Annotated in this window: 19 protein-coding genes; 10 read left to right on the top strand and 9 right to left on the bottom strand. The window is 46.9% G+C overall.

The window, feature by feature from the left end; genetic code table 11:
- Positions 1-348 precede the first annotated feature (348 nt).
- Positions 349-567: a hypothetical protein gene (locus tag Q0174_RS09505; protein ID WP_298043568.1), complete on the bottom strand. Its 219-nt coding sequence runs from the start codon at positions 565-567 to the stop codon at positions 349-351.
- A gap of 342 nt (positions 568-909) precedes the next feature.
- Positions 910-1266 (bottom strand): histidine triad nucleotide-binding protein, encoded by a 357-nt coding sequence (locus Q0174_RS09510; protein ID WP_298043569.1) that lies wholly within the window; start codon positions 1264-1266, stop codon positions 910-912.
- Positions 1267-1394: 128 nt separating this feature from the next.
- Between Q0174_RS09510 and pheS the strand changes: the two genes are divergently transcribed.
- The 6 genes from pheS (at position 1395) to serA (ending at position 10228) form a co-directional block, all read left to right on the top strand.
- The gene (pheS, locus tag Q0174_RS09515; RefSeq protein ID WP_298043570.1) at positions 1395-2390 is read left to right on the top strand and encodes a phenylalanine--tRNA ligase subunit alpha; all 996 of its coding nucleotides are present in this window, start codon (positions 1395-1397) and stop codon (positions 2388-2390) included.
- Positions 2387-4717, top strand: a complete 2331-nt coding sequence (gene pheT, locus Q0174_RS09520; RefSeq protein ID WP_298043571.1) for a phenylalanine--tRNA ligase subunit beta — start codon at positions 2387-2389, stop codon at positions 4715-4717. Before pheS ends, pheT begins: the two co-directional genes overlap by 4 nt.
- On the top strand, positions 4714-5988 hold the full coding sequence (gene aroA, locus Q0174_RS09525) for a 3-phosphoshikimate 1-carboxyvinyltransferase (protein WP_298043572.1): 1275 nt from the start codon (positions 4714-4716) through the stop codon (positions 5986-5988). Before pheT ends, aroA begins: the two co-directional genes overlap by 4 nt.
- Positions 5978-6814: a 4-hydroxy-3-methylbut-2-enyl diphosphate reductase gene (locus tag Q0174_RS09530; protein ID WP_298043573.1), complete on the top strand. Its 837-nt coding sequence runs from the start codon at positions 5978-5980 to the stop codon at positions 6812-6814. The genes aroA and Q0174_RS09530 overlap by 11 nt, the downstream gene beginning before the upstream one ends.
- Before the next feature lie 112 nt (positions 6815-6926).
- Complete coding sequence (locus tag Q0174_RS09535) at positions 6927-8594, top strand: 30S ribosomal protein S1 (RefSeq protein ID WP_298043575.1); 1668 nt, start codon at positions 6927-6929, stop codon at positions 8592-8594.
- Positions 8595-8650: 56 nt separating this feature from the next.
- Positions 8651-10228 carry a phosphoglycerate dehydrogenase gene (gene serA, locus Q0174_RS09540; protein ID WP_298043577.1) on the top strand — a complete coding sequence of 526 codons (1578 nt, stop codon included), beginning with the start codon at positions 8651-8653 and terminating at the stop codon, positions 10226-10228.
- Between the two features lie 599 nt (positions 10229-10827).
- Here serA and Q0174_RS09545 read toward each other — a convergent pair.
- The 3 genes from Q0174_RS09545 to Q0174_RS09555 form a co-directional block, all read right to left on the bottom strand.
- Positions 10828-11778 carry a DUF3137 domain-containing protein gene (locus Q0174_RS09545; RefSeq protein ID WP_298043578.1) on the bottom strand — a complete coding sequence of 317 codons (951 nt, stop codon included), beginning with the start codon at positions 11776-11778 and terminating at the stop codon, positions 10828-10830.
- Between the two features lie 240 nt (positions 11779-12018).
- On the bottom strand, positions 12019-14322 hold the full coding sequence (locus Q0174_RS09550) for a DUF1007 family protein (RefSeq protein WP_298043579.1): 2304 nt from the start codon (positions 14320-14322) through the stop codon (positions 12019-12021).
- A 3-nt stretch (positions 14323-14325) separates the two neighbouring features.
- On the bottom strand, positions 14326-15252 hold the full coding sequence (locus Q0174_RS09555; RefSeq protein WP_297963392.1) for a zinc ABC transporter substrate-binding protein: 927 nt from the start codon (positions 15250-15252) through the stop codon (positions 14326-14328).
- 113 nt (positions 15253-15365) lie between these two features.
- Here Q0174_RS09555 and Q0174_RS09560 point away from each other — a divergent pair, with 113 nt between their 5' ends.
- Positions 15366-15719, top strand: coding sequence for an HTH domain-containing protein (locus tag Q0174_RS09560; RefSeq protein WP_298043581.1), 354 nt, complete (start codon positions 15366-15368; stop codon positions 15717-15719).
- Between the two features lie 133 nt (positions 15720-15852).
- Complete coding sequence (locus Q0174_RS09565; RefSeq protein ID WP_291939615.1) at positions 15853-16293, top strand: hypothetical protein; 441 nt, start codon at positions 15853-15855, stop codon at positions 16291-16293.
- A gap of 861 nt (positions 16294-17154) precedes the next feature.
- Here the strand turns inward: Q0174_RS09565 and Q0174_RS09570 are convergent.
- From Q0174_RS09570 to rpmB, 4 genes are all read right to left on the bottom strand, one after another.
- Positions 17155-17385 (bottom strand): YdcH family protein, encoded by a 231-nt coding sequence (locus Q0174_RS09570; protein WP_005873127.1) that lies wholly within the window; start codon positions 17383-17385, stop codon positions 17155-17157.
- 245 nt (positions 17386-17630) lie between these two features.
- Positions 17631-18824 carry a bifunctional glutamate N-acetyltransferase/amino-acid acetyltransferase ArgJ gene (argJ, locus tag Q0174_RS09575; protein ID WP_298043583.1) on the bottom strand — a complete coding sequence of 398 codons (1194 nt, stop codon included), beginning with the start codon at positions 18822-18824 and terminating at the stop codon, positions 17631-17633.
- On the bottom strand, positions 18817-19947 hold the full coding sequence (locus Q0174_RS09580) for a potassium channel protein (protein ID WP_298043585.1): 1131 nt from the start codon (positions 19945-19947) through the stop codon (positions 18817-18819). The genes argJ and Q0174_RS09580 overlap by 8 nt, the downstream gene beginning before the upstream one ends.
- Before the next feature lie 18 nt (positions 19948-19965).
- Positions 19966-20157: a 50S ribosomal protein L28 gene (rpmB, locus tag Q0174_RS09585; RefSeq protein WP_040304421.1), complete on the bottom strand. Its 192-nt coding sequence runs from the start codon at positions 20155-20157 to the stop codon at positions 19966-19968.
- Between the two features lie 145 nt (positions 20158-20302).
- Between rpmB and rpe the strand changes: the two genes are divergently transcribed.
- Both rpe and Q0174_RS09595 read left to right on the top strand, forming a co-directional pair.
- The gene (gene rpe / locus Q0174_RS09590) at positions 20303-20944 is read left to right on the top strand and encodes a ribulose-phosphate 3-epimerase (protein ID WP_298043586.1); all 642 of its coding nucleotides are present in this window, start codon (positions 20303-20305) and stop codon (positions 20942-20944) included.
- Positions 20945-20965: 21 nt separating this feature from the next.
- Entirely contained in the window at positions 20966-21772 is an 807-nt protein-coding gene (locus Q0174_RS09595; protein ID WP_298043588.1) for a 3'-5' exonuclease, read from the top strand.
- The last annotated feature ends 1554 nt before the right edge of the window (positions 21773-23326 follow it).

Raw genomic sequence — 23326 nt, forward strand, 5'->3', positions numbered from 1 at the left:
GTAGGAATAGAACAAGGTCCAATATCCATAACATCTAATTCTTTTCCAGCAATTTCTTTTAAAGTAAAATAATCTTCAATATTAGAATTTGGTTGTAATTTATTTTTAACCTTTTCCCATTTTTCTAACCATTCTTTTGTTGGTTGCATAATTATCACTCCTTGTTATAAATTATTTAATAAATTTTTCATTTATATTTTTACTTGCGACAAAAGCGCTACTCCAAGCCCATTGTAAATTAAATCCTCATGTTTTACCTGTAACATCAACAACTTCTCAAATAAAATATAGTCAAGAAACTTTTTTCGCTTGCATATGATTATCTAGCTCATTAGTAGAAATTCCTCATCAAGTTGCTTTTGCTTCTTTCCAACTTCTCCAGTTTTGTAAATCCAGGTTGATTAAATTCTTTTCAGAACTTAGTTCAAAAAATTTTAAAATTCTAAGATTGTAATTTTGCGCTAAAATTTTAAATTCTGCTTGAAAACTGAAGCTAAATCGCTCATTCAAAGCAAAATTCATGTAGGTTTTAAATTTCATATCATCGAAATTTAACTCATTTGCCATGTAAAAACATAACTCTTTTTGTAAAGCTCGGTTTCATTTAAAATTTTGCCGCGTCGTTAAAATTTCTTGCCGATTTCAAATTTCATAGCCGTAAAAATTCTAAGAGCTAAGGCTTTGTAGCTAAAGAGTGGCATTTGCTAAGAGTTCGTTTGTGATAAATTTATATTGCTCTTTAGCCGTCTGATGATAAATTTTAGCTTGTAGTTTTACTATTTTGATTATTTTTAAAACTTCGGTGTTTATAAATGAAGCGGAATTTTAAAAATTTCAAAGAATTTCGCAAATTCCGTAAAATTTTATAATTTCACGGAATTTTAGTTTTTATAGAATTAAGCTCTAGTCTTAAAAATTCTCTTCGGTATTGCGGTCGCTGACACGGTCCCACGGTAGCTTCATTCCGCCGAGGATATGAAAGTGCAGATGCATCACCTCCTGACCCCCATTTTCGCCACAGTTGCAAACGAGACGGTATCCGCTCTTATCAAGCCCCATTTTGCGAGTTACTTCTTGGATAAAAGCGCTCATTTTGCTCATCACTTCAGGCGGTGTTACTTGAAAGTTTTCGTAGCATTTTTTAGGGATCGCCAGGATATGGATCGGCGCTTTTGGGTTGATGTCGTGGAATGCCAAAAATTCGTCGTTTTCAAGCACTTTGTTGCACGGGATTTCGCCGTTTACGATCTTTTCGAAGATGTTCATTTTAGATCCTTTTATGAGGTTGAAATTTAGCCGCGATTATAGCCAAAAAATCCAAACACGCAAATTTACCTAGCTTTTATCAAATTTTAACTACAATCGCGCCATTAATTTAACCACAAGGATAGAATTTGCAAGAGATTAAAGCAAAAATCGACGCCGCATCGAGCCTAAGCGAGCTGGAAGCCGTGCGCTTGGAGCTTTTCGGCAAAAAAGGCATCATAACGGCGCTTTTTTCCGAGCTCAAATCCGCAGCGCCCGAGCAGAAAAAAGAGCTTGCCGTAAGCGCGAATGAAAAGCGCGATTATTTCAGCGAGCTCATCGCCGCAAAAAGGGCGAGCTTGGAAGAGGCGGAGCAAAAAGAGGCGATGAAAAATGAAGCGAGCGACGTCACGCTTTTTAACGAAAACGTAAGCTGCGGCGCGCTGCACCCCGTGATGGAGACGATGGATAAGATCATTGACTACTTCATCGCGCAAAATTTCAGCGTCGAAAGCGGCCCGCTCATCGAGGACGACTTCCATAATTTCGAGGCGCTAAATTTACCCAAATACCACCCGGCACGCGATATGCAAGATACGTTTTATCTTGGCGACGGGCGGCTGCTGCGCACGCACACTAGCGGCGTTCAGATTCGCACGATGGAGAAATTTAAAGCTCCGCCTGTGCGTATGATCGCCCCGGGCGCGGTATTTCGCCGCGATATGGATCTAACCCACACGCCGATGTTTCATCAAGTGGAGGGTCTCGTAGTCGAGCAGGGAGACCGCGTGAGCTTTGCGAATTTAAAATACGTTTTGGAGGAATTTTTGCGCTATATGTTCGGTAGCGTACAGGTGCGCTTCCGTCCGAGCTTCTTTCCGTTTACGGAGCCTAGCACCGAGGTCGATATCAGCTGTATTTTCTGCCACGGCGAGGGATGCCGCGTCTGTAAGCAGACGGGCTGGCTCGAGGTGTTAGGCAGCGGCGTGGTCGATCCTAACGTCTTTAAAGCGGTAGGCTGGAAAAACGTCAGCGGATACGCATTCGGGCTCGGCGTGGAGAGATTTGCGATGCTGCTACATGGTATCCCCGATCTGCGCTCGCTATTTGAAGGCGATATTAGATTATTGGAGCAGTTTAAATGATAATAACGAGAAATTGGTTGCAGGAGTGGATCGACATAAGCGAAATTTCAAGCGAAAGGCTGCTTTCTACGCTAAATTCTATCGGTCTTGAGGTTGACGCTCACGATAAAATTTCACTTCCTAAAGGCGTCGTAGTAGGACTCGTAAAAAGTAAGCGTCGTCACGAGAATTCCGATCATCTAAATGTCTGCGAGGTTGATGTCGGTAAGCAGAGCCTGCAGATCGTCTGCGGCGCGAAAAACGTCGAGGCAGGGCAATATGTCGCGGTTAGCCTCGTCGGCGCCGTGCTGCCTAGCGGACTTGAGATAAAGCCCGCCAAACTTCGCGGAGTGGAGAGCTTTGGCATGATCTGTTCGGCAACCGAGCTCGGGCTTGCTAAGACGAATGACGGCATTATGGTGCTTGATAGCAGCATCGGCGAGCTCGTGCTGGGCAAGGAGCTGCGCGAGTATGAAATTTTTAATGATGATCTTATCGAGATCGAGCTTACCGCTAATCGCGGCGATTGCCTTAGCATCTTAGGCATAGCGCGCGATCTAGGCGCAGCGCTTGATCTGCCGCTAAAGGAAAAGCACGAGTTTGAAGATGCCGACGGAGCGCCTGGTATCGGTAGAATTTTAAGCGTGCGTGCAAGCGATGAGGTAAGCGCTAAATTTGCTTTTCGAGCTTATGAGATCAAAGGCGAGCTGAAGTTAAATTTAAAGCAGACCTTGCGTCTTGCAAGCGTTGGTATTTTGCAAAGCTGCGCGGTGCAAAATTTCATCAACTACGCTACTCATTCTACCGGAGTGTTGCTGCGTGCTTATGATTTTGAAAAGATCGCTTCCGCAGACGGCAAGGTGGCGCTTGACATAAAGCCTATGCCAAACGGCGAGTTCGGCGTTTATGCGGGCAAGAGATTGCTTAGCGTAGCAGGGATTTGCCAAGACGCGGAGCTAAAGGCGTGTTGCAGTAGCAAAGTGGTGCTATTAGAGGCAAACTACACCGCGCCACTAATTATCGCCAAAGCAGTAAACGAAAACAAAGGCCTAAAAGGCGACGAGCATGTGTATCGCTCAAGTAGAGGCAGCGAGCCAAAGCTTAGGGCGGGGCTCGATCTGCTATTTAGATTGCTAGCAAAAAACAGCGCCGTTAGCCTATATGCGGGCACACAAAAGATTTCAAATGCTTTGGAGCCGCTTATCGTGGGTTTTAGCGAAAAAGAGATAAACTCAATGATCGGCGCGCAAATTCCACGCGACAAGATCGTAAAAATTTTAAAAAGGCTGGGCTTTGATGTGGGCGTCGAAGCCGATCTAATCACCGCCAAGGTGCCGCCTTTCCGTCACGATATCGTAAATTCTCACGACGTGTGTGAGGAGATCGTGCGCATCGTAGGCATCGACAATATCGCCGCAGCGCCGCTAAGCTTCTACGAGAAAAACCGCCTAAACGATACCTACGTAAATTTACAAAACGGGTGGAAGCTTCGCAGCAAGGCGGCCGCAGTGGGATTTTTCGAGTGCGTGCATTATGTGTTTGACGACGGGAAAGCGCTGGAAAGCTTAGGCTTTGCGCCGTGCAAGGTTAAAATTTTAAATCCGATAAACGGCGAGCTGGACGCGCTAAGACCGACGCTGATTAATCATCTGCTGGAATCTGCTGAGCGAAATTTAAAGAATTCTCGCAGAAGCGTCAAGCTTTTTGAGCTAGGAGAGGTGTTTGATGCGGACGGCAAACAGAGTCTAAGACTGGGCTTTATCGCTAGCGGACTAAAAGCCGAGCCCTCTATTGCGGCCGGCGCAAAACCCGCCGCGGTCGATTTTTTGTATTTTGCAAATTTAATCCAAAGCGTCATCGGTAAATTTAACGTCAGGTTGCCTGGCGAAAATTTGAAATTTTTAAGCGAATTCGAGCAAGCTCAGATCGAGCAGGGCGGGCAGATAGTGGGCTTTATCGGGCGCGTGGATTACGCCGTAGAAGCGGGGCGCGATCTGGATAAAAGCTATCTGTGCGAGATCGATTTTTCCAAGCTTAAATTTAAAAATATCGTAGCGGACGTTTATTCGAAATTCCCTAGCGTATCGCGCGATCTAAGTATTTTGGTGCCGAGCGGAATGCGCTTCGAGCAGATCAAGCAGTGCATAGACGCCCTTAAAATCGAGGCGCTAAAGGAATTCATCCCGAGCGATCTTTACGGTGACGAAAGCCTGGGCGATTCAAAGAGCCTAACGATCAGGCTTATATTTCAAGACCTTCAAAAAACGCTCTGCGACGAGGAAGTAGCGGGTTTTACCGATAAAATTTTGGCCGCGCTTAGCAGCGAGCTAGGGCTTAGACTGCGATGAGAATTTTTGCGCAAGCGAGCCCTTTGCGAGCGGATATCTCAAACATAGCCGCGGATAAATCGATCTCGCATCGTGCGGCGATCTTTTCGCTGCTAGCGGAGGGGACGAGTAAAATTTCAAACTATCTAGCCGCTGAGGATACGCTAAATACGCTAAAGATTGTGGAGCTTTTGGGCGCTAGCGTGCAGCGCGTAGGGGGCGAAATTCTGATCACTCCGCCGGAGGTTATTAAAGAGCCTAACGTTCCGCTTGATTGCGGCAACTCGGGTACGGCGATGCGGCTATTTATGGGCTTTTTGGCGGGACGAGAGGGCTTTTTCGTGCTATGCGGCGATCGCTATCTAAGCGAGCGCCCGATGAGGCGCGTTGCGGATCCGCTTTGCAAAGTAGGCGCTAAAATTTACGGACGAGCAGGCGGCGAAAAGGCGCCGATTGCGGTGCTGGGGCAAAAGCTTGGGTATTTTGAATACGCGAGTAAGATTGCGTCTGCGCAGGTAAAGACCGCCCTGATTTTAGCGGCCTTGCGCGGCAGCGGATGTAAATTTAGCGAGCCCGAGCTTAGCCGCGATCACAGCGAGCGGATGATGAAAGCGATGGGTGCGCAAATTTCGCGAAACGGCCTTGCGATCGAAGTCGCGCCGCTTAGCTTGCCGCTTAAACCGCTTGAAATTTTTATCCCAAACGATCCCAGCTCGGCGTTTTTCTTCGCCGTAGCCGCAGCGATAATCCCAGACTCGCGCATCGTGCTAAAAAATATGCTGCTAAACAAAACTCGCATAGAGGCGTATGAAATTTTAAAACGCATGGGCGCCGAGGTTAAATTTAATAAAACGAGCGAAATTTACGAGCAGATCGGCGATATAGAGGTCGCTTACGCGCCGCTTCACGCCGTGGAAGTGAGCGAAAATATCTCGTGGCTGATAGATGAGGCGCCTGCGCTTGCGATCGCTTTTGCCTGCGCGCAGGGAAGTAGCGTGCTTAGAAATGCCGCCGAGCTGCGCGTGAAGGAGTGCGACCGCATAAAAGTAACCTGCGAAGGGCTTCGCGCCTGCGGTATTAAGGCGCGCGAGCTGCAGGACGGCTGGCAGATCGAAGGCGGCGAGGCAAACGCGGCGATCATCACGCCGTGCGGAGATCACCGCATCGCGATGAGCTTTGCGATTTTGGGCTTAAGATCGGGGATGATCATCGAAGATAGCGATTGTATCGCGACGTCGTTTCCAAATTTTGCCGCGATTTTAAGACAGATCGGAGCCGGCGTTGAAGATTGAGATGGCCAAAAGCTACGGCTTTTGCTTCGGCGTCAAGCGCGCGATCAAGATCGCAGAAAGCGCCGGCGAGGCCGCTACGATCGGCGAACTCATACATAACGCCGAAGAGATCAATAGGCTAAGGCAAAATTTCGGCGTCAAAACCCTGGGGGGCGTTAGCGAGATCAAGGACGAGCAAAAGCTCATCATCCGCACGCACGGCATCCAAAAGGACGATCTGCAAAACCTAAAAGCGCAAAACAAGCAGCTCATCGACGCTACCTGCCCCTTCGTGACTAAGCCGCAGCAGATCGTAGAAAAGATGAGCGCGGAGGGCTATGATATCGTGATCTTCGGCGATAAAAATCATCCCGAGGTAAAGGGGGTGAAATCCTACGCCAAAGGAAGAGTTTACGTAGTGCTAGAGCCCGCGGAGTTGCTACAGATCAAGCTTGGGACTCGCGTCGCGCTCGTTTCGCAGACTACGAAAAAGATAGAAAGCTTTACCAAAATCGCGGATTTTTTGATGCAGCGCGCTAGGGAGCTGAGAATTTTTAATACGATTTGCAATGCGACGCTGGAAAATCAAGAGGCCGTAAAAAGCCTGTCGCAAAAGGCCGACGTGATGATAATCGTAGGCGGGAAAAATTCCTCCAACACCAAACAGCTTTTTTTAATTTCGCAGAATTTTTGCAAAGACAGCTATCTCATAGAAAACGAAAGCGAGCTTGAACGCTCGTGGTTTGAAAACAAAAGCCTCTGCGGCATCTCTGCAGGAGCTAGCACGCCTGATTGGATCATCAAAAAAGTAGTAGCGAGAATCGAAAGTCTAACGCAGAATTTATAAGCCCTCTTATCAAATTTACTCTTAGAAATTTATCAAATCGAAAGCAAATTTTGGCTAGAATCGCGCATTTTAGTTCTTTTCAAAAAAGCACAAATAAATTTAAAGGAAGCATATGGCTGAGGTGAACGAGAAGGTTCAAAACCACGCAGAGGAAGATTTTGCGACATTGTTAGAGGAGTATGACGCCGGGAAGTCTCGCGACGAGGTCGTCACAGGTAAGGTTATCGCCCTTAAGGACGGCGAGGTTTTCATAGACGTAGGCAGGAAGTCGGAGGGCATTTTAGATGCCGCCGAGGTGAGCGACGATCAAGGAAACCCGCAGGTTAATGTAGGAGATGACATCAAAGTCGCTATTATCGGAAGCAGAGGCGGTCGCCCGGTCGTATCGTATAAAAAGGCTCTAAAGAAGGAAAAAGTAAAGGCGTTCATCGACTCCTATGATGAAAACGCAGAGAATGTCTATGACGTTAAAATTCTATCATTTAATAAGGGCGGTTTCGTTTGCGCTAACGCAGATGATGTGGAATTTTTTATGCCTCGCTCGCAAAGTGCGCTTAAAAACCCAAATGGCGCTGTCGGTAAAAATTTCAAGGTAAAGATCATCAAAGTAGATAGAGACGAGCAAAGCGTCGTCGTATCGCGCAAGAAGCTACTTGATGAGGATCGCAAAGCAAGCAAAGAGGCGATCGAAAAGGTGGTCGCTACCGAAGGCATTATCGAGGGCGTCGTCAAAAAGATCACTACCTACGGTATGTTCGTAGACGTAGGCGGCGTGGACGGGCTCGTACACTATAGCGAGATTTCATATAAAGGCCCGGTAAATCCAAGCTCGCTTTACAAAGAGGGCGATAAGGTTCCGGTTAAAGTTATCAAATACGACAACGATAAAAAGCACCTCTCCCTTTCGATTAAAGAGGCGATGCCCGATCCTTGGAACGAGATCAAAGATAGCCTGGAAGTGGGCGATACTATCCGCGTAAAAGTAAGTAATATCGAGCCTTACGGCGCGTTTGTCGATCTTGGCAACGACATCGAGGGCTTTTTGCATATCAGCGAAATTTCGTGGGATAAAAATATCAAAAATCCGAAAGATTTCATCAGCGAGGGTGAAGAGCTTGACGTTGAGGTCGTAGAGATCAACCCTAGCGAGCGTAGATTGCGCGTGAGCCTTAAAAATTTACTCACCAAGCCTTTTGACGAGTTCGTCGCTAAATACAAAGTGGGCGATGTGCTAAAAGGCAGCGTCACTACGATTACGAATTTCGGCGCGTTTGTGAGGATCGACGGCGTAGAGGGACTTTTGCATAATGAAGACGCTTCGTGGGATCGCGGCGAGAAGTGTAAAAATTTATTCAAAGTAGGCGACGAGATCGAAGTTAAAATCATCAAGATCGACAAAGACACTCAAAAAATTTCTCTAAACCACAAAGAGCTCGGCGATAGCCCTATTAGCGATTATGCCAAGAGCCACAATCAAGGCGATGTCGTAAAAGGCAAGATCCGCGATATTAAAGAGTTCGGAATTTTTGTCGAGCTTGGAGGCGGTATCGACGCGCTTATCCGCAAGGAAGATCTTGGCAACGTAAGCGTAGATAGCCTAAAAGTGGGCGACGAGATCGAGGCTGCGATCGCCTTCATCGACGAGAAGAAAAATAGAATCCGCCTAAGCGTGCGCAGGCTGACTCATCAAAAAGAGCGCGAGGCGCTAAACGAGATCAATAGCAACGACGACGAGAAGCAAAGCCTAGGGGATCTGATCAAAGATCAACTAAATAAATAAAACTCTTTCCGCAAGGCATCTCCGCCTTGCGGACCTACTTCAAAAGGTTAAATTTAATGAAAACTATCATAGTCTGCGACGCAATCCACAAAATCGGTTTTGATCTGCTTAAGCAAGAATCGGACATTAAAGTAATCGACGCTACGAACGTGCCCAAGAGCGAGCTTTACGGAATTTTAGGCGATGCGGACGTCGCGATCACCAGAAGCTCTACGGCGGTGGATGAGAAATTCCTTGGCGCAGGCACCAAGCTAAAAGCGATCGTGCGTGCTGGCGTGGGCGTAGATAACTGCGATATCGACGGCTGCTCCAAGCGCGGCATTATTTTGATGAACGTACCTACGGCAAACACCATCGCCGCGGTCGAAATGACCATGTGCCATCTGCTAAATGCGGCGCGCAAATATGTAAATTCCTGCAACGATCTGAAAATTAATAGAATTTGGAAGCGCGAGAAGTGGTACGGCACCGAACTTTATAAAAAGAGCCTCGGCATCATCGGCTTTGGAAACATCGGCTCGCGCGTGGGGATGCGCGCGCTTGCGTTTGGGATGAACGTCATCGCCTACGATCCGTATATCGAGCCTGAAAAGGCCACGAAGCTCGGAGTAAAATATACGAAGAATTTCGATGAAATTTTATCTTGCGACTTCATCACGATCCATACGCCGAAAAATCAAGAGACGATAAATATGATCGACGAGCCGCAAATAGCGAAGATGAAGGATGGTGTGCGCCTAATAAACTGCGCCAGAGGCGGACTTTACAACGAAAAAGCACTTGCAAACAATCTACGCAGCGGCAAGATCGCATATCTCGGCATAGACGTTTTCGACAAAGAGCCTGCTACCGATCACGAGCTTTTGGATATCGAAAATTTAAGTGCGACTCCACATCTTGGCGCAAATACGCTCGAATCGCAAAGCAATATCGCCAGGGAAGCCGCAGAGCAGGCGATCAGCGCCGCGCGCGGCTTAAACTATCCAAACGCTTTAAATTTGCCGCTTAAGCTTGAGGATCTGCCGCGCGGTATCGAGCCGTATATAAATTTGGTCTCGAAAATGGCCTATCTTGCGGCGCAGATCAACAAGGGCCCGATCAAATCGATCGCAATCGAGGGCAGCGGCGAGGTGGTGCAATATCTAAAATCGATGCTCGTTTTTGCGATCGTAGGCGCGCTGCACGATTCTTTGGGCGATTCGCTAAATTACGTCAATGCTAAATTTCTTGCGGATGAAAAGGGGATCGAGACGAGCTTCGGCGAGCTTGCAAACAGCGTCTATAAAAGCGAGATCGCGGTAAAAATCATGACCGACGAGGCGATCTCAAACGTCGCGGGCACGGTCTTTGACGGAAGCGAGGAGCGTATCGTAAATATCGGCGGATTTAAGACTGATTTTAAGCCGAAGGGCAAGATGATAATATTCAAAAACACCGACGTGCCGGGCGTTATCAAATCCGTAAGCACGATCCTAGCCGACGAAAACATCAATATTGCGGACTTCCGCTTAGGCAGAGGCGAGGAGGGGGACGCTTTGGCGGTCATTTTGGTCGATTCCGAAGTGCAAAAAGGCACGCTTGATAAGCTGGCGGCGCTTCAAACCTGCCTAATGGTGCGCTACGCGGCGCTTTAATACCTTCTCTGCTTAAGAGGCGGAATTTTAAATTTCGCCTCATCCAAATTCTTTAATAATTTAAATTTACAATCCAACCTACGACGGCGTTTGATTAGGCGATGCAGGAGTGCGAGGCTAGGATTTTAGCGGAACTTGAGTACGTGCAGGCAAGCGCTTGCGGTACGTTGTGGCTGTGTCCAGGCAGACACCTTTTGGCGCGCGGCTTTTGTAAACGCCGCGCGTGCTCTAAATTTAACTCTCGCCCTGAGCTTGCTTTTAAATTTAAATTTCTTCCTTGCAGAGCTGCTTTTAAATTTAATCATCGCGGGCGCCGCCGATTAAATTTTGCCGCTACCTAGGTTTGGCGCTCAAAGCACTGTGCCACGATACAAAACGCGGTCAAATTTTATTTATTAGACACGGCAAGGCGCTTTTGATTCAAATTTATGCGCGGCAGGCGCTTCATCTCTCTAATCGTATCGCCAGTTTAAATTTATGCAGCCGCCGAGAGATTGCGCCGCTGATTAAATTTTACGTTTTGCCCAAATTACGCTTCGGTGAAAATTCCGCCCGGCCTAAATTTAGTCGATGCAAAATTTCAGCCGTAATGCGCCCTGCTAATTTGTGAGTTTAAGTGTTTCGATTAAGCTTAAAATTTTGCGGATCTGCGTTTGGTATTCGCGCGCGAGCTCTATGCTAGCGGGCCTATCAAAAAGCGTAGTTTCAAAAAGATCGGGCGCACCGTTTAAAAATAGATATAAGCGCTCATCCATAAATACCGCGCTCAAGCTGAACTCGCCGCTCGTTTCGCGATTTATTTCGCGCAGACGCTCCATAAACGCGGGCGTTAGCAGATAACGCGCTTCTACTTTGTCATCCGCAAACACGCGAAAATCGCGCATAAAATCCACATCATCCATCATCTCTTTTTCGCCGAAGATCTTGGCGTTTAGCTCCCTGCTTACCACTATCGTTTTGCCCGAGGTTTTTTTCGCGAGCTCGCAGATCAGTACGTTGCCGTCAAAGTCCATATAGTTATCGTAGAATATCTTGATCAACATAATCGCCGCTATGAGCGGATTATCCGTTTTCATGTAAAACCTGCTATTGCTATGTACCTCGCTGAGGCTAAATTTAATCCCGCAGTGCGCACCCGTAATCCGATCCTCGCTTTTGATCCTAGATTTCCTATAAATTCTAAATTTTTGAAATTCCTCTTCTTGCATACCGGTATATGGATCATATTTTAAACCGGCATCTATATCGTTTATTACGGCGCGGACGAATATCTCTTTGTAAAATTTGTAGTAGCGAATTTCTGCTTCAGTTTCTTGACCGGCACAATGAAGAAGAAATATCCAAAAGATCTGAAAAAGGATCAAGACGCCCAAAAATTCGGCAATTTCTATTAGAGGAGTGTCTGCTTTAACGCCGTTTAGAAACACTAATACGAACAGGACCGCAAAAAAGGCGGCTATACTGAGGTAGCGGTATCTATTAAAAATTTTAGCGCACGCTTTTTGCTCGATTAAAGTTTGCGAAATAGCATCTTGCAAAGAAGGCGACATATCTATCCTTGAGAAAATTTCGCCAGTATTGTAGCGAATTTAGCGGAATTCATAAAGAGCGAATTCCACTGCATAATTAAATAGTAGAGATCGAAATTTAATTTACGCAGTCCGTGAGGCGTAAAATTTTAAAATCTTACTCTTTGAAATCAGATCCGCGCCGGATTTTAAAATTTAACGCATTGCGTAAGCTTATATTTCACGCGAGCCGCTTTTGAAATTTGCGTTTAAATTTTGCGATCACAGTATCCTGAGGCTGTCTGAGATGAAATACATAAAAATCCCGAGCCCGAACATCACGAAAAGCCCCAAAAATTCGACGTAAAGCTTCAAGCTTACGAGCCGTTTTGAGCTTAGTTCGTTTGCTTTCGCGCCGAAAAGCGCGGCTAAAAATATCACGACGCTCATTCCAAAACCGATGAAAAGCGCACTCGCGACGCTAAGCGCGAAGCTTCCGAGGCTGAAGGCAAGCACAAAAATAAGGATCGTGCCGGGGCAGGGCACGAGCGCCGCAGCAAGCGCGATAAGCCACTCTCGCCCTTTCTCGCCGCCGCTAGTCGCGCCATTTTGTAGCGAGCGAGATGAGGTTTGGTTTTTGAAATTTGTAGAATTTAAAGCCTTTTTTTGCTCGTTTTGGCTAGACGAGTTTTCTTGTAAATTTGCGGTTAAATTTGAATCCGAATTTAGCTCTGCCGTTGCGGCGCCTAAATTTTTGGCATCCAAATACTGCGCGGATTCGCCGCTAGGGGTTTTAAATTTAGAAAATTTATAGCTCTTTGATGCTGCGTGAGCGGAATCCCCAGCGTTTGTAAACGCCGTATTTTTTAAGTGCGCGTCCGTCCCTGCAGTGTTTGCGGCGGAAGCGCAAGCGGCGCAGGAGCAGCCCGCATCGTGGCGGGCGCCCGATCTTACGCGGCGAGCTTTGTCGTAGATGATGAGCGCCGTTATGACGATGATCAGAAGCGCCGAAATTTTCGTAGTGATCGAGGCGGAGTTTGCAGAGACGAGGCCTGCGACGTTTTGCAACACAAACATGCTCGCGCTTACCAAAACGAGCGCTCCTAGGACGTGTAGAAGCCCGATTTTAAGGGCAAATCCGAAGGCCTTGACGTAGCTGCCGCCATGGGCTAAGAAATAGCTCGCCGTTAGCAGCTTCGCGTGTCCCGGACCCGCCGCGTGGAAAAAGCCGTATATGAAAGAAAGCGCTAAGACCCATAGAATGGTACTTGCGCTTGCATGCTCGCTGCTTGCGCGAAACGCCGTTTTGAGGTTTTTCATAAAATCCACCGTCTTTTGCGCGATAAATCCCAGAGCAACCTCTTCGTGCGGCTCGTTTGAAATGTCGCCGCTACCGGACGCGGCGCCGTTTTTGCTCGCTCCATTTTGCGCCAAATTTAAAGAGCTCTCCTCAGGCGGCGTCGCAAAATTTTGCGTAGAATGCGCGGAATTTAAAGAATTATCTTTAGCCGCCGCTAAATTTCTGTCCGCGTATTCATCTGCAGGCGCCGCAGAATTTGCAAATTTGTTAGAATTTATCGCAGCGCTCCTGTCGCCTCCGTTTTGCGCTAAATTTGAATCATCGCCTAAAGAAGCCGCGGTTTTTTCGCCGTTTTTTGCGGCGGCTTCTAAGCTTTCGCTGCCTAAGTGGCCTGAATTTGCGGGACCACCTTTTGCTTGCGCGTCCTTTTTGGCGGCTTTATTAATCTGCGCGAGAGCATCCGAAGCGGCGATATTTTTTTGCGCCTCTACTGCAGCCTCCGAAACGATATCACCAACCGATCTTTGGTTTGATCTGCGCGCCGAGCTGACATTAGGTTTTCCTTGCCCGCCTTGCGCAAGTTTATCCTCTGAGCCCGCAAGGCTCTGCTCGCTAGATGTAAGTTTGTTCTGCGTTAAATCGGAGTTCGGCGCGCCTGAAATTGGCGGCTTTTTATCTGCGATCTTTGGTTTTTCGCCGCTAAATTCTATAAAAGTGGTGGCTAAATTTGAATTAGGCTTCGCTACAAAGCCCTCGCCTAGATTAATGGGCTTGTCGTCAAGCATTTTGAAATTGAAAAATCCCTGATCGTCGTTAATGGAAATTTTAAGAACGCGGTTATTGCGCAGCTCGAAGCCGACCTTTTGATCGAACTCAAACACGAGTCTGCCCTTTTTGACGAGGCTTATTGCGTTTTTAAAATTTCCTTTGATCTGCGTGCCTACGAGGTTGCTAAGCGCAGGCTTTGCGTTTTTTGGCGCTTGATCGTAGAATTCCGCCTCGCAAAGATAGTTTTTGGGGGTTAGATAATCGGTCATCGCCTTAGTTATCTCGGCAAGCTCGCTATTTTCAAGCTTGCCATTGGAATTTATATCGTAGGTCTGCATTATGACGTCGGTAAAATTTTGAGAGAAAAGCCACGAAAAATGCAGGTTCACGATCTTGCCGTCTTGTGCGACGGGAGTGATGCTAACGTGCGCAGTGGGCGTGTATAGGGCGCACAGAGCGCACGCAAATATCCGCGAGCTAAAGATCGCGGATAAAAGTAAAATTTTAATAAATTTCATCAACTACAAATTTTCTCCGAAAACGTCGATCGTCTTTTTCATCGTCTCGTACCAATCTAACGGCAGCTGATCGATCTCCATCACCTTTGCGCCTGTTTGTGCGGCGATAGTTTGCGCTGCCTTTTTGGAAAACTGCGGTGCGACGAAAATCACCTTGATCTTTTCCTCTTTGGCTTCCTCGATCAGCTCGGCTAAATCCGCAGGCTTAGGCTCTTTGCCCTCCACTTCGACCGCGATCTGCTCCAAATCGTATCGGTGCGCGAAATAGCCCCAAGACGGATGATAAACCATAAATTTCTTTCCCTTGACGCCCGCTAATTTCTGCTTTGCGTAAGCGTCCAGCTCGTCAAGCTTTTTAGCAAATTTATCGAAATTTGCTTCATAAATTTTAGCATCCTTAGGATACTGTTTGGTTAACGCGTCTTTAATATTTTTAGCTTGAATTTTTACAAGCTGCGGATCGAGCCAGATATGTGGGTCTAAACCGCCGTGATGATGATGGTGCTCATGCGCCTCGTGGTCTTTGTCGCCATGCTCATGATGCGCGTCATGATCGTGATCATCGTGATGTGCGCTATGATCATGTTCGTCGTGATGGTGATGCTCTGCCATAGCCATTTTGGTAATGCCATCTTCGGTGCGGATTATTTTCATCTTTGGATACGATGCGGCAAGCTTTGGTAGCCAGACTTCATCAAATTCTATACCGACTGCAAAATACAGATCGCTATTTTCTAGCATTTTCATCTCCGAAGGCTTAGGCTCGTATGTGTGCGGATCAGCGCCTTTGCCGACCATCGTATTTACCTGCAGGGTATCGCCTGCGATCTGTTCAACAAAATACTTCGTAGGAAGTATGGTCGTGGTGACCGTAGGTTTGGCGAATGCTACGCAACTAGCTGCTAAAAGCGTGAAAACAAGCTTTTTCATAAAATTCCTTTCCAAAAAAATTGCGGAAGTATATCAAAAGCAACTTAGTTGCAACTTAATATAAATTTATCTAAATTTCGCTATCATCGCTTAAATTTTAAAAAAGGCGTAAAATGGATCCCAAAGATTTTTTAGCGAGTCACGATATCGCTCCTACAGCGCTTAGAGTGCAGATCGTGCAGATCCTAAGCGAGAAAAAATGCCCGGTAAGCTATGATGAACTAGTAGAACTAACAGGTGCTAATAAAACCACGATATATCGCAATATAGCGCTTTTGGAAGAGAAAAATTTGATAATTACCAGCGAAAATAATCATAAAAGCTTTTATGAGCTCACCGATGGCGCCAAAGCGTATTTTGTCTGCGAAAGCTGCCATAAAATGGAGGAGATTTCGATGCCCACTTTGCCACAAAAAAATGTCAAAAGCGTACTCGTGCGAGGATTGTGCGACGAATGCGGCGGTTGAGGCGGGAAATTTAATCAAAAGCGCTCAAAAAGCTTGGCTAAAATGCTAGGGCAAAATTTAACCGATTTTTAACGGATTTTTATAAAACAAACGATATAATCCGAGCGTTTCATATTTTAAAAGGGAAAATTTAGTGAATAAAAACGATACGATAAAAGCAATAGAGAAGTTTGTAAGTTCTCAAGAAATGACGATGTTTCGCCTGAAAAAGGGTATCTACGGCGATGCGATGAAAAACCTGGATCAGGTTTTTACGCCGTATAAGGAGTTTGCCGAGTTTTTCAAAAATCCCGCGAATAGGCTGCAGGAGCTGTTAGGCAACATCGCGTACGAATCGATTTTAAACTACACTGAAGCAGGGCTATCGCACTGCGAGAAGATCCACTCGATCTATTTTGTGGAATCCAAAGGACTTTTCAAAAGTGGTCTAAAGTATATTGAGCCTGATGCGACCGCGAGAGAAAGAGCCAAGAGCTATTACGACAAATTGCTGGAAAACAATGAGAAGCTTAACGAATATATCGATATCGGCTTGCAAAGGCTACATGGCTTAGAAGCGAAGGTTTTCGAGTAGGCTAGGCTAGCTTTGGGATTTGATTTGCGCGGCGAAATTCTATCGCAAATCCTTAGCGCTTAAAATTCTATGATTAAATTTCATACCTTTTGTAGATCGCAAACTTATACTATTTAATTCCGCGTTAGCGCCGCTTTTAATTGCACATATGGTAATAGGGCGGCTTGAGCAATTCCGTGGCGGTAGGCATTATCCGATACGATCAAAGAAATAATCTAAATTTTTAAAGCTCAACGAAGCGGGTTAAAATAAGCAAGCTTGGCTAAATTCTTTGAAGAGATTAAAGCAGGCTCTAGCATAAACTAGCGCTTGGTCGGAGTCTGCGAATTTGAAATTTCGCGGTTAGCGCGAACGGGAATTTAAAATTCTAGCGCCACTTTAGATTTCTGCGAAATGCGGAATTTTAAAAGTAGGTATTGCGCCTGAAACAAGCAAAACGCAAGATTTGAAATTTACTAGAAAATGCTCGCTGCAAATTAAAATTTAAAAGCCAGGCTGCAGGGCGATGCAGTATAAATTTAATTTACTCTGTAGCGCAAAACGAATTCAGCAAGAGATATTTTCGGAAACAGAAGGGGCGATAGAGAGCCGTAACGAATTATATTTGATTGCGCTAATACGGGCATTGTTGGTATATGCAGTGATGTAGCCGATGCGTAAAAATTATTTAGCGGTGTCAATATGGTGAAGCGTGCGGTATAAATTTTAACTCGTTTTGGCGCGCTGTTTTTATTTATCGTGCGAGGCAAACTTAAGCGGTAAACTTATTGAGATTAGAAAATTCTAAACACGGATTAAAGCTTAGCGGCGAAATTAGCCTTGCTAGCATTCTGCTGCATCTTAATTTCGCCGCAAGCAACTTTATTTATCTGCCTTTTCGGCTTTATATTGCGCTAGCAAGCTGCCTAGCTCATCTTTTATGCGAAGCTTTTCTTTCTTCATCGCATCGATCTCCAGATCGCTCATATGCACTCTGCCGGCCTGCGCGTCGGCGATCTTGTGATCCAGCTCGTCGTGCTTCTCAAATAGCGAATCAAATCGCGCGTTTTTGCCTTTTAACTCAGTGATTAAATCTCTGTATTCATGAAACATGCCTACTCCTTTGAAAAATTTATTCAAGTATATCAATAAAGCGCTTAAAACCTAATTTCAGCTATCAAATTTAGACTGAATTTCACGCATGAGATTCCAGATTTTAAGAGGTAGAATTTTAGCTTTAAAAATTTAAAACAGGCAAATTTAAATGATAAAATTTTAAGAGCAGAGCTCTAAAACCCTGCCGCTATTCGCTATTTTCGAGACGAGATTTTTATTATTAAAGAGTAAGCTGTGAATCTTTATGATCTATAATCGGCGTTGATTTTTACGTAGTCGTAGCTAAGATCGCAGCCGTACGCGCTAAAATCGCCCTCTCCGAGCCCTAAATCGCACCAGATCGTAAAGCTTTTTTGCTGCATCACGGCGTGAGCCGCAGCCTCACGCGCGGCGTCCAGCTCGCGATTTTGCGCATCATAAAGCAGCACATCGTCGTATTTGATGCGCAGCTTTTCTTCGTCGCATTCGATACCGCAGGCGCCTATGGTGGAGGCTATGCGACCCCAATTCGGGTCTTCGCCGAAGATCGCCGTTTTAACAAGTGGCGAATTGCTTAGCGCCTTTGCCGCCGTGCGGGCGTCTTCGGCGTTTGCGGCACCGCTTACTCTAAATCGCACCAGCTTGGTCGCGCCTTCGCCGTCTTTTACCAGCATTAGCGCAAGCTCGCGCGTCAGGGCGTTTAACGCGGACGCGAAGGCCTCCTTTTCGTAGGCGCATTTGGCGCTGCTGCAGAGCATAATCGTATCGTTGGTGGAGGTGTCGCCGTCGACGCTTACTGTGTTGAAGCTCTGCTCCGCTGCTTTTTTTAGTAGTTCGTCCATATCCGCGCGCGGTATTTTTGCGTCGGTTAGGACGAAGCAGAGCATGGTCGCAAGCGCGGGATTGATCATGCCTGCGCCCTTGCAAACGGCTGCGATGTGAAATTTCTCGCCGTTTTCTAAAGAAATTTCATATGCAAGCTCCTTTTTTATCGTATCTGTCGTCATAATGGCGGTGGCTAGGGCGTTCGAGTTTCGTGCCGAGAGGTCAAAATTTTGCGCGGCGGTGATAATTTTTTCCTTTTTGAGGCGGTATCCGATGACGCCGGTCGAGCTCATGACGGGGTTTATCAGAGGGATTTTTTTGCCAAGCTCGCTAAAAATTTCATCGATATCGGCGATGCCTTGCTTCCCGGTCATAGAGTTTGCGTTTTTAGAATTTACGAGGATAAAATTTGTTTTAAGCTCTCCGCCCGCGCGCTCTTGCGCCCTTTTGAAATGCCTAATCGGCGCGGCTTGAAATTTATTGCTCGTAAAGATCGCGCTTACGGCAAAGGGCTCATCTGCGCGGATAAATCCTAGATCGTTCCCCTCTTTTTTAAAGCCCGAATTTACGCCGTCAAAATAAAAGCCCCCGACGTTTTGTAAGCCGCCATCGAGCTTAGTGATTTTAAACATATCTCATCTCCTGCGGCTTGTATTTGCTGCGGATCAGTTTTTTGGTGTTACGGATGCCCTCTGCCGTGCCAATGACTAAAAATTTCACCCCAGTACCGATGAGGTAGTCGCCATCCGGCATCGGGATAAAGCGGCTGTTGGGCTCTTTGATTCCCACGACGTCGGCGTTTGTAAAATCGCGCAAGCGAGTTTCTTTTAGACGCTTGAAGCGGATCCACGAAAAATCGGGCACCGTGATCTCCTCGATATCGATGAGAGAGTCTTTTTTATACAAAAACCGCTCCAAAATGTTTTCCATATCAGGACGCACACTGATTGCAGAGAGCCTTTGTGCGGCGAGCTTAGAGGGTGAGACGATAGAATTTGCGCCGAGTTTTTTTAGCCTCTCGGTGTCGCTGTCATCATCGCTATTTGCCATGATGAAGTAGGGGGTGATGCGACCAAGCTCCTTTTCGTAGAGGCGCACCAGCGAGATTATTGCAATATTATCGGCTAAATTTGAAGCCAGCGTGATGACGCATTTGGCCGATGAGAGGTGGGCTTTTAGCATCGTGGTTTCCACGTGCGGCTCGCCTACGATGAAGTAGGGGTAGCGGTTTTCTTCGGCGATTTTGGCTAGAGCGGGATCGGGGTCTATCACGACAAAAGGTAGATGATTTTCGCGAAACTGCTTGGCAAGCTCGGCGCAGTAGATGTTGTTGTAACAGATAATGTAGTGGTTTTTGAGCCTTGCGATGTTGTTGATCATTCGTTGCTCCCTAAGTAAATTTTGAAGTTTGCCGTTTTTTATGACCTCGACGACGACGCCCAGGCAAAACGAAAAGGTTCCAAAGCCCATGAGGATGAATAAGACGGTAAAAATTCTACCAGCGGGCGATATCGGCGCTACTTCGGTAAAACCTACCGTCGTAAAGGTCATGCCTGCTTGATAAAAGGCGTCTACGAGCGAAAAGCCCGCTATAAAAACATAGCCTAGCGTGCCGATTAGCATCATCAGCACGATGGTTATAAGCGGTAAGCGAAAAGGGCGTAGCTGGTCGTAAATTTCTGTATAGAGGTTGATGTCCGGCTTAGTCGAGCCGGACCAGTCGAGGAATCGCTTGATCTTGTCCAAAACAGACATAAATTCCTCTTTAAGAGGTTATTTTGATTGTTTTTTCATAGTTCGTAGAGTTGAGGCGGCGACTTTGATTCGTCTGGTTGAGCCGTCTTCTAGCTGAACGCGGATGGTGCGTAGATTGACCTGGAATTTCTTTTTGGTTCTGTTATTTGCGTGGCTGACATTGTTTCCTACCATCGCACCTTTGCCGGTGATTGCGCATCTTCTTGCCATAATAAATCCTTGATGATTAAAATAAATGGCGATTATAGCGAAAAAATTTCAAATTATGCTTAAAATCCGCTGCGGTTTAAATTTAGCGAAATTTATGACAAAACTAAGTAAAATTTCGCATCTTGAAATTTTATAAGGAATCTTAATGTATGTAGCACCCAGCATTTTATCGGCGGATTTTGGAAAGCTTGCGGAGGAAATCCGCGCAGTCTGCGAAGCGGGCGCCGATCTCATTCACGTAGATGTGATGGACGGGCATTTCGTACCCAATCTCACGATCGGACCGCTCGTAGCAAGCGCCGCGGCAAAGGCGAGCAGCAAGCCTTTAGACATCCATCTGATGGTTAAAAACGTGCCGTTTTTCGTCGATCTTTTTTTGCCGCTAAAGCCAAAATTTCTTAGCTTCCACATCGAGGAGGAGCAGCACCCTCTGCGCCTCATAGATCATATCCGCCGCAGCGGCGTCTCGCCCGCGGTCGTGCTAAATCCGCACACTCCGCTTAGCGCGCTGGAGTTTATCTTGAGCGAGGTCGATATGGTGCTTTTAATGAGCGTCAATCCAGGCTTTGGAGGGCAGAAATTTATCCCATCGGCGCTTGAGAAAATTAAGCAGCTGCGCGAGTTGATAGATCGCAAAGGCGCAAAATGCCTCATCGAGGTCGACGGCGGAGTAAACGGGCTGAATATCGCAGATATCGACGAAGCTGGCGCCGACGTCGTGGTAGCGGGCAACTACATATTTTCTTCAAAAGACTACGCGGAGGCGATCCGTGCGCTTAAAATTTAGGCGCGGCACGGGAGTAAAATTTTGACGCGTCAGATCGAAAATTTAATAAATTTACTGGCTCAAAAGAGCATAAATTATTACGATTTTATCTCAAAAGCAAGCGATATTGCCGAAATTACCGAGCTTTTCGAGCCCAAAGACCTTTCGATGTGGCGGGCGCTGGGCATAGAGATAATAAAGCTCGACAACGGCAAAATCACGCTCAAAACCCGCGAAACGGATATTTCGGATGAAATTTTTTGCTTCGTGGACATCGAGACGAACGGCGGGCTCTCAAACGGCCAGATCATCGAAATCGGCGCGATAAAAGCGCGCGGCACGCAGGAGCTGGGCCGCTTCGAGAGCTTCGTTTACGCGCCCGCCGTGCCCGAAAATATCACGGAGCTTACTGGTATCCGCACGGACGATCTAGTGGGCGCGCCGCCGCTAGCTAGCGTGCTGGAGCGGTTTAGACTGTTTTTAGGAGATAGCGTTTTTGTGGCGCATAACGTCAAATTCGACTACGGCTTCATCGACGCAAGCCTGCAAAAATGCGGCTTCGGGATGCTTTTAAATCGCAGGCTCTGCACCGTCGAGCTCGCGCGCCGCACGATCGAGGCGCAAAGATACGGGCTCGGCTCGCTAAAAGAGCTTTTAGGGGTACAAAACGTCCACCACCGCGCATTTAGCGATGCCGTTTCCTGCTTTGAAATTTTCAAATTCGCGCTCTCGCGGCTACCGTGGAGCGTGCAAAGCACCGAGGATCTGATACTTTTTAGCAAAACCGCAAAGAGCCTGGCGCTGCCTAAGCCGCAGATTTCGGGGCGCGGCGAGGGCGAAATTTTATAAATCGCACGCCGAATTAAGAGATGAAATTTTAGTAAAATTTCGCGCTGCCGTTTGAGGGGTAAATTTTGCGCTTTTAAGCGACGGCGCTTTAATCTGCGCGGATTGCGGTAGCATAAATTCGATCCGAGCGATTTTGGGCGGCGCAAATCGGCGCGTATGGACCTAGATTTTGAAATTTTACCCTTGCCGTAGCGATTGAATACGCACAAATCGCGGCGGCGCAAATTTAAAGCGCTACTGCGGCGAGATGTGATTGCGAGCGAACCGAAACGGCGCGAATTTAAGCAGGCGTGGTTTTAAATCGCAATGCGATCGCACCGGATTTAAGTGTAAATGCCCGCAGCGGCGCACTCCGCGTATGCCGGCTAGGCGGATCATGCGATTTTAATTTGCTCGGGCGGGTGCGGCAGCGAGTGCTCGTGGAGCCTTTTTGCTTTCGCGGATTTTATTTTCGCGGCGATAAATTTTGCGGCCGCCCGCGGTTTTACAACCTTGCTTCGGGCGAATTTTATGAGCGCTTGCAGTCGCGCGGATGCGCCCGAAGCGTTGCGCGCTTTAAATTTAAAATTTAGCCTAGACGCGCGAATTCGATGCTTTAAACGCTAAAATCAATAAATTTTGCCCGCGCCTGCGCGTCTTTTGCGTCCTAAAAGCGATAAATTTAGCGTGCCCGTACCAGCGCCGCAGATACGCTAGGCGCGAGGGTTTTCCGCATTCGTCGCTTGGAATTTTGATATTTGATTTTGGCTTGACGACCTGATCAGTACGTGCCCGTGCCGCAAATTTTAAAATGGAGTGTTATAAAATTTTTTGGCGCCGATCGCAAATGAAATTTCATAAATTTCTATCGCAAAATACAGCGCGATCGGAGCAAATTTAAACGCAAGCCAGGCTTTGTCCTAGCGGCGTACGGAGACCGCATCCGCGCTAAATTTAGCGATAAGCAAATCCGCGATCTTAATAATACAAATTTACGCAGACGCAACTCGCCTCTCATCAAAGCGTCATCGGAAGACTGACGGGCGTTGTGAGTGAGCGGAGTAATGCGTCGCCGTCATCTTTGCAAGAAGCGCGATCTTGCGATTGGGCGGTCTTTTACGCCTCAAAAAGGGCATATCGCGGACTAAAATTCGAAACGGAATTTCATAAGGCGGATCGCTGCTTTTAAATTTACGTTGCAAATCTCATAGGCTGCGAATACAGTGATTAAATTTTAAAATTCTGTCTGTCTTAATCATGCCTTGAGGTTATGTATTGCGAGGGTTCGCGAACCGCTTGATTGGAAAATGAGTTTTAGATCGCGCCTTGCGTATATCCTGCGTGCAGCGAAGTAAAATTGCGCCATAAAATTCATGTCGCCCGCCGCTACGCTACTGCCGAGCCGCCCGTGCCTTTTCGAACCGGCTAAATTTCAGCGAAGCTCCGCTTGGGTTTTGCTCTAATGCAAAATTTACTCGCTTGCCGCAGACTGCGGCGGATGAAATTCTGCCGCTCGCCGCAAGCTGTGCGCGGTATTTGCTTGTCGTGCATGCGCGTCACGGCCCAGCGGGGTTT

Source organism: uncultured Campylobacter sp., assembly GCF_937996225.1.
Lineage (GTDB): Bacteria > Campylobacterota > Campylobacteria > Campylobacterales > Campylobacteraceae > Campylobacter_B.

Bases quoted from the DNA above. Each gene is read 5' to 3' on its own strand.
- Q0174_RS09505 (WP_298043568.1), bottom strand. From the start codon at position 567: ATGGCAAATGAGTTAAATTTCGATGATATGAAATTTAAAACCTACATG.
- Q0174_RS09510 (WP_298043569.1), bottom strand. From the start codon at position 1,266: ATGAACATCTTCGAAAAGATCGTAAACGGCGAAATCCCGTGCAACAAA.
- pheT (WP_298043571.1), top strand. From the start codon at position 2,387: ATGATAATAACGAGAAATTGGTTGCAGGAGTGGATCGACATAAGCGAA.
- aroA (WP_298043572.1), top strand. From the start codon at position 4,714: ATGAGAATTTTTGCGCAAGCGAGCCCTTTGCGAGCGGATATCTCAAAC.
- Q0174_RS09535 (WP_298043575.1), top strand. From the start codon at position 6,927: ATGGCTGAGGTGAACGAGAAGGTTCAAAACCACGCAGAGGAAGATTTT.
- serA (WP_298043577.1), top strand. From the start codon at position 8,651: ATGAAAACTATCATAGTCTGCGACGCAATCCACAAAATCGGTTTTGAT.
- Q0174_RS09545 (WP_298043578.1), bottom strand. From the start codon at position 11,778: ATGTCGCCTTCTTTGCAAGATGCTATTTCGCAAACTTTAATCGAGCAA.
- Q0174_RS09550 (WP_298043579.1), bottom strand. From the start codon at position 14,322: ATGAAATTTATTAAAATTTTACTTTTATCCGCGATCTTTAGCTCGCGG.
- Q0174_RS09555 (WP_297963392.1), bottom strand. From the start codon at position 15,252: ATGAAAAAGCTTGTTTTCACGCTTTTAGCAGCTAGTTGCGTAGCATTC.
- Q0174_RS09560 (WP_298043581.1), top strand. From the start codon at position 15,366: ATGGATCCCAAAGATTTTTTAGCGAGTCACGATATCGCTCCTACAGCG.
- Q0174_RS09570 (WP_005873127.1), bottom strand. From the start codon at position 17,385: ATGTTTCATGAATACAGAGATTTAATCACTGAGTTAAAAGGCAAAAAC.
- argJ (WP_298043583.1), bottom strand. From the start codon at position 18,824: ATGTTTAAAATCACTAAGCTCGATGGCGGCTTACAAAACGTCGGGGGC.
- Q0174_RS09580 (WP_298043585.1), bottom strand. From the start codon at position 19,947: ATGTCTGTTTTGGACAAGATCAAGCGATTCCTCGACTGGTCCGGCTCG.
- rpmB (WP_040304421.1), bottom strand. From the start codon at position 20,157: ATGGCAAGAAGATGCGCAATCACCGGCAAAGGTGCGATGGTAGGAAAC.
- rpe (WP_298043586.1), top strand. From the start codon at position 20,303: ATGTATGTAGCACCCAGCATTTTATCGGCGGATTTTGGAAAGCTTGCG.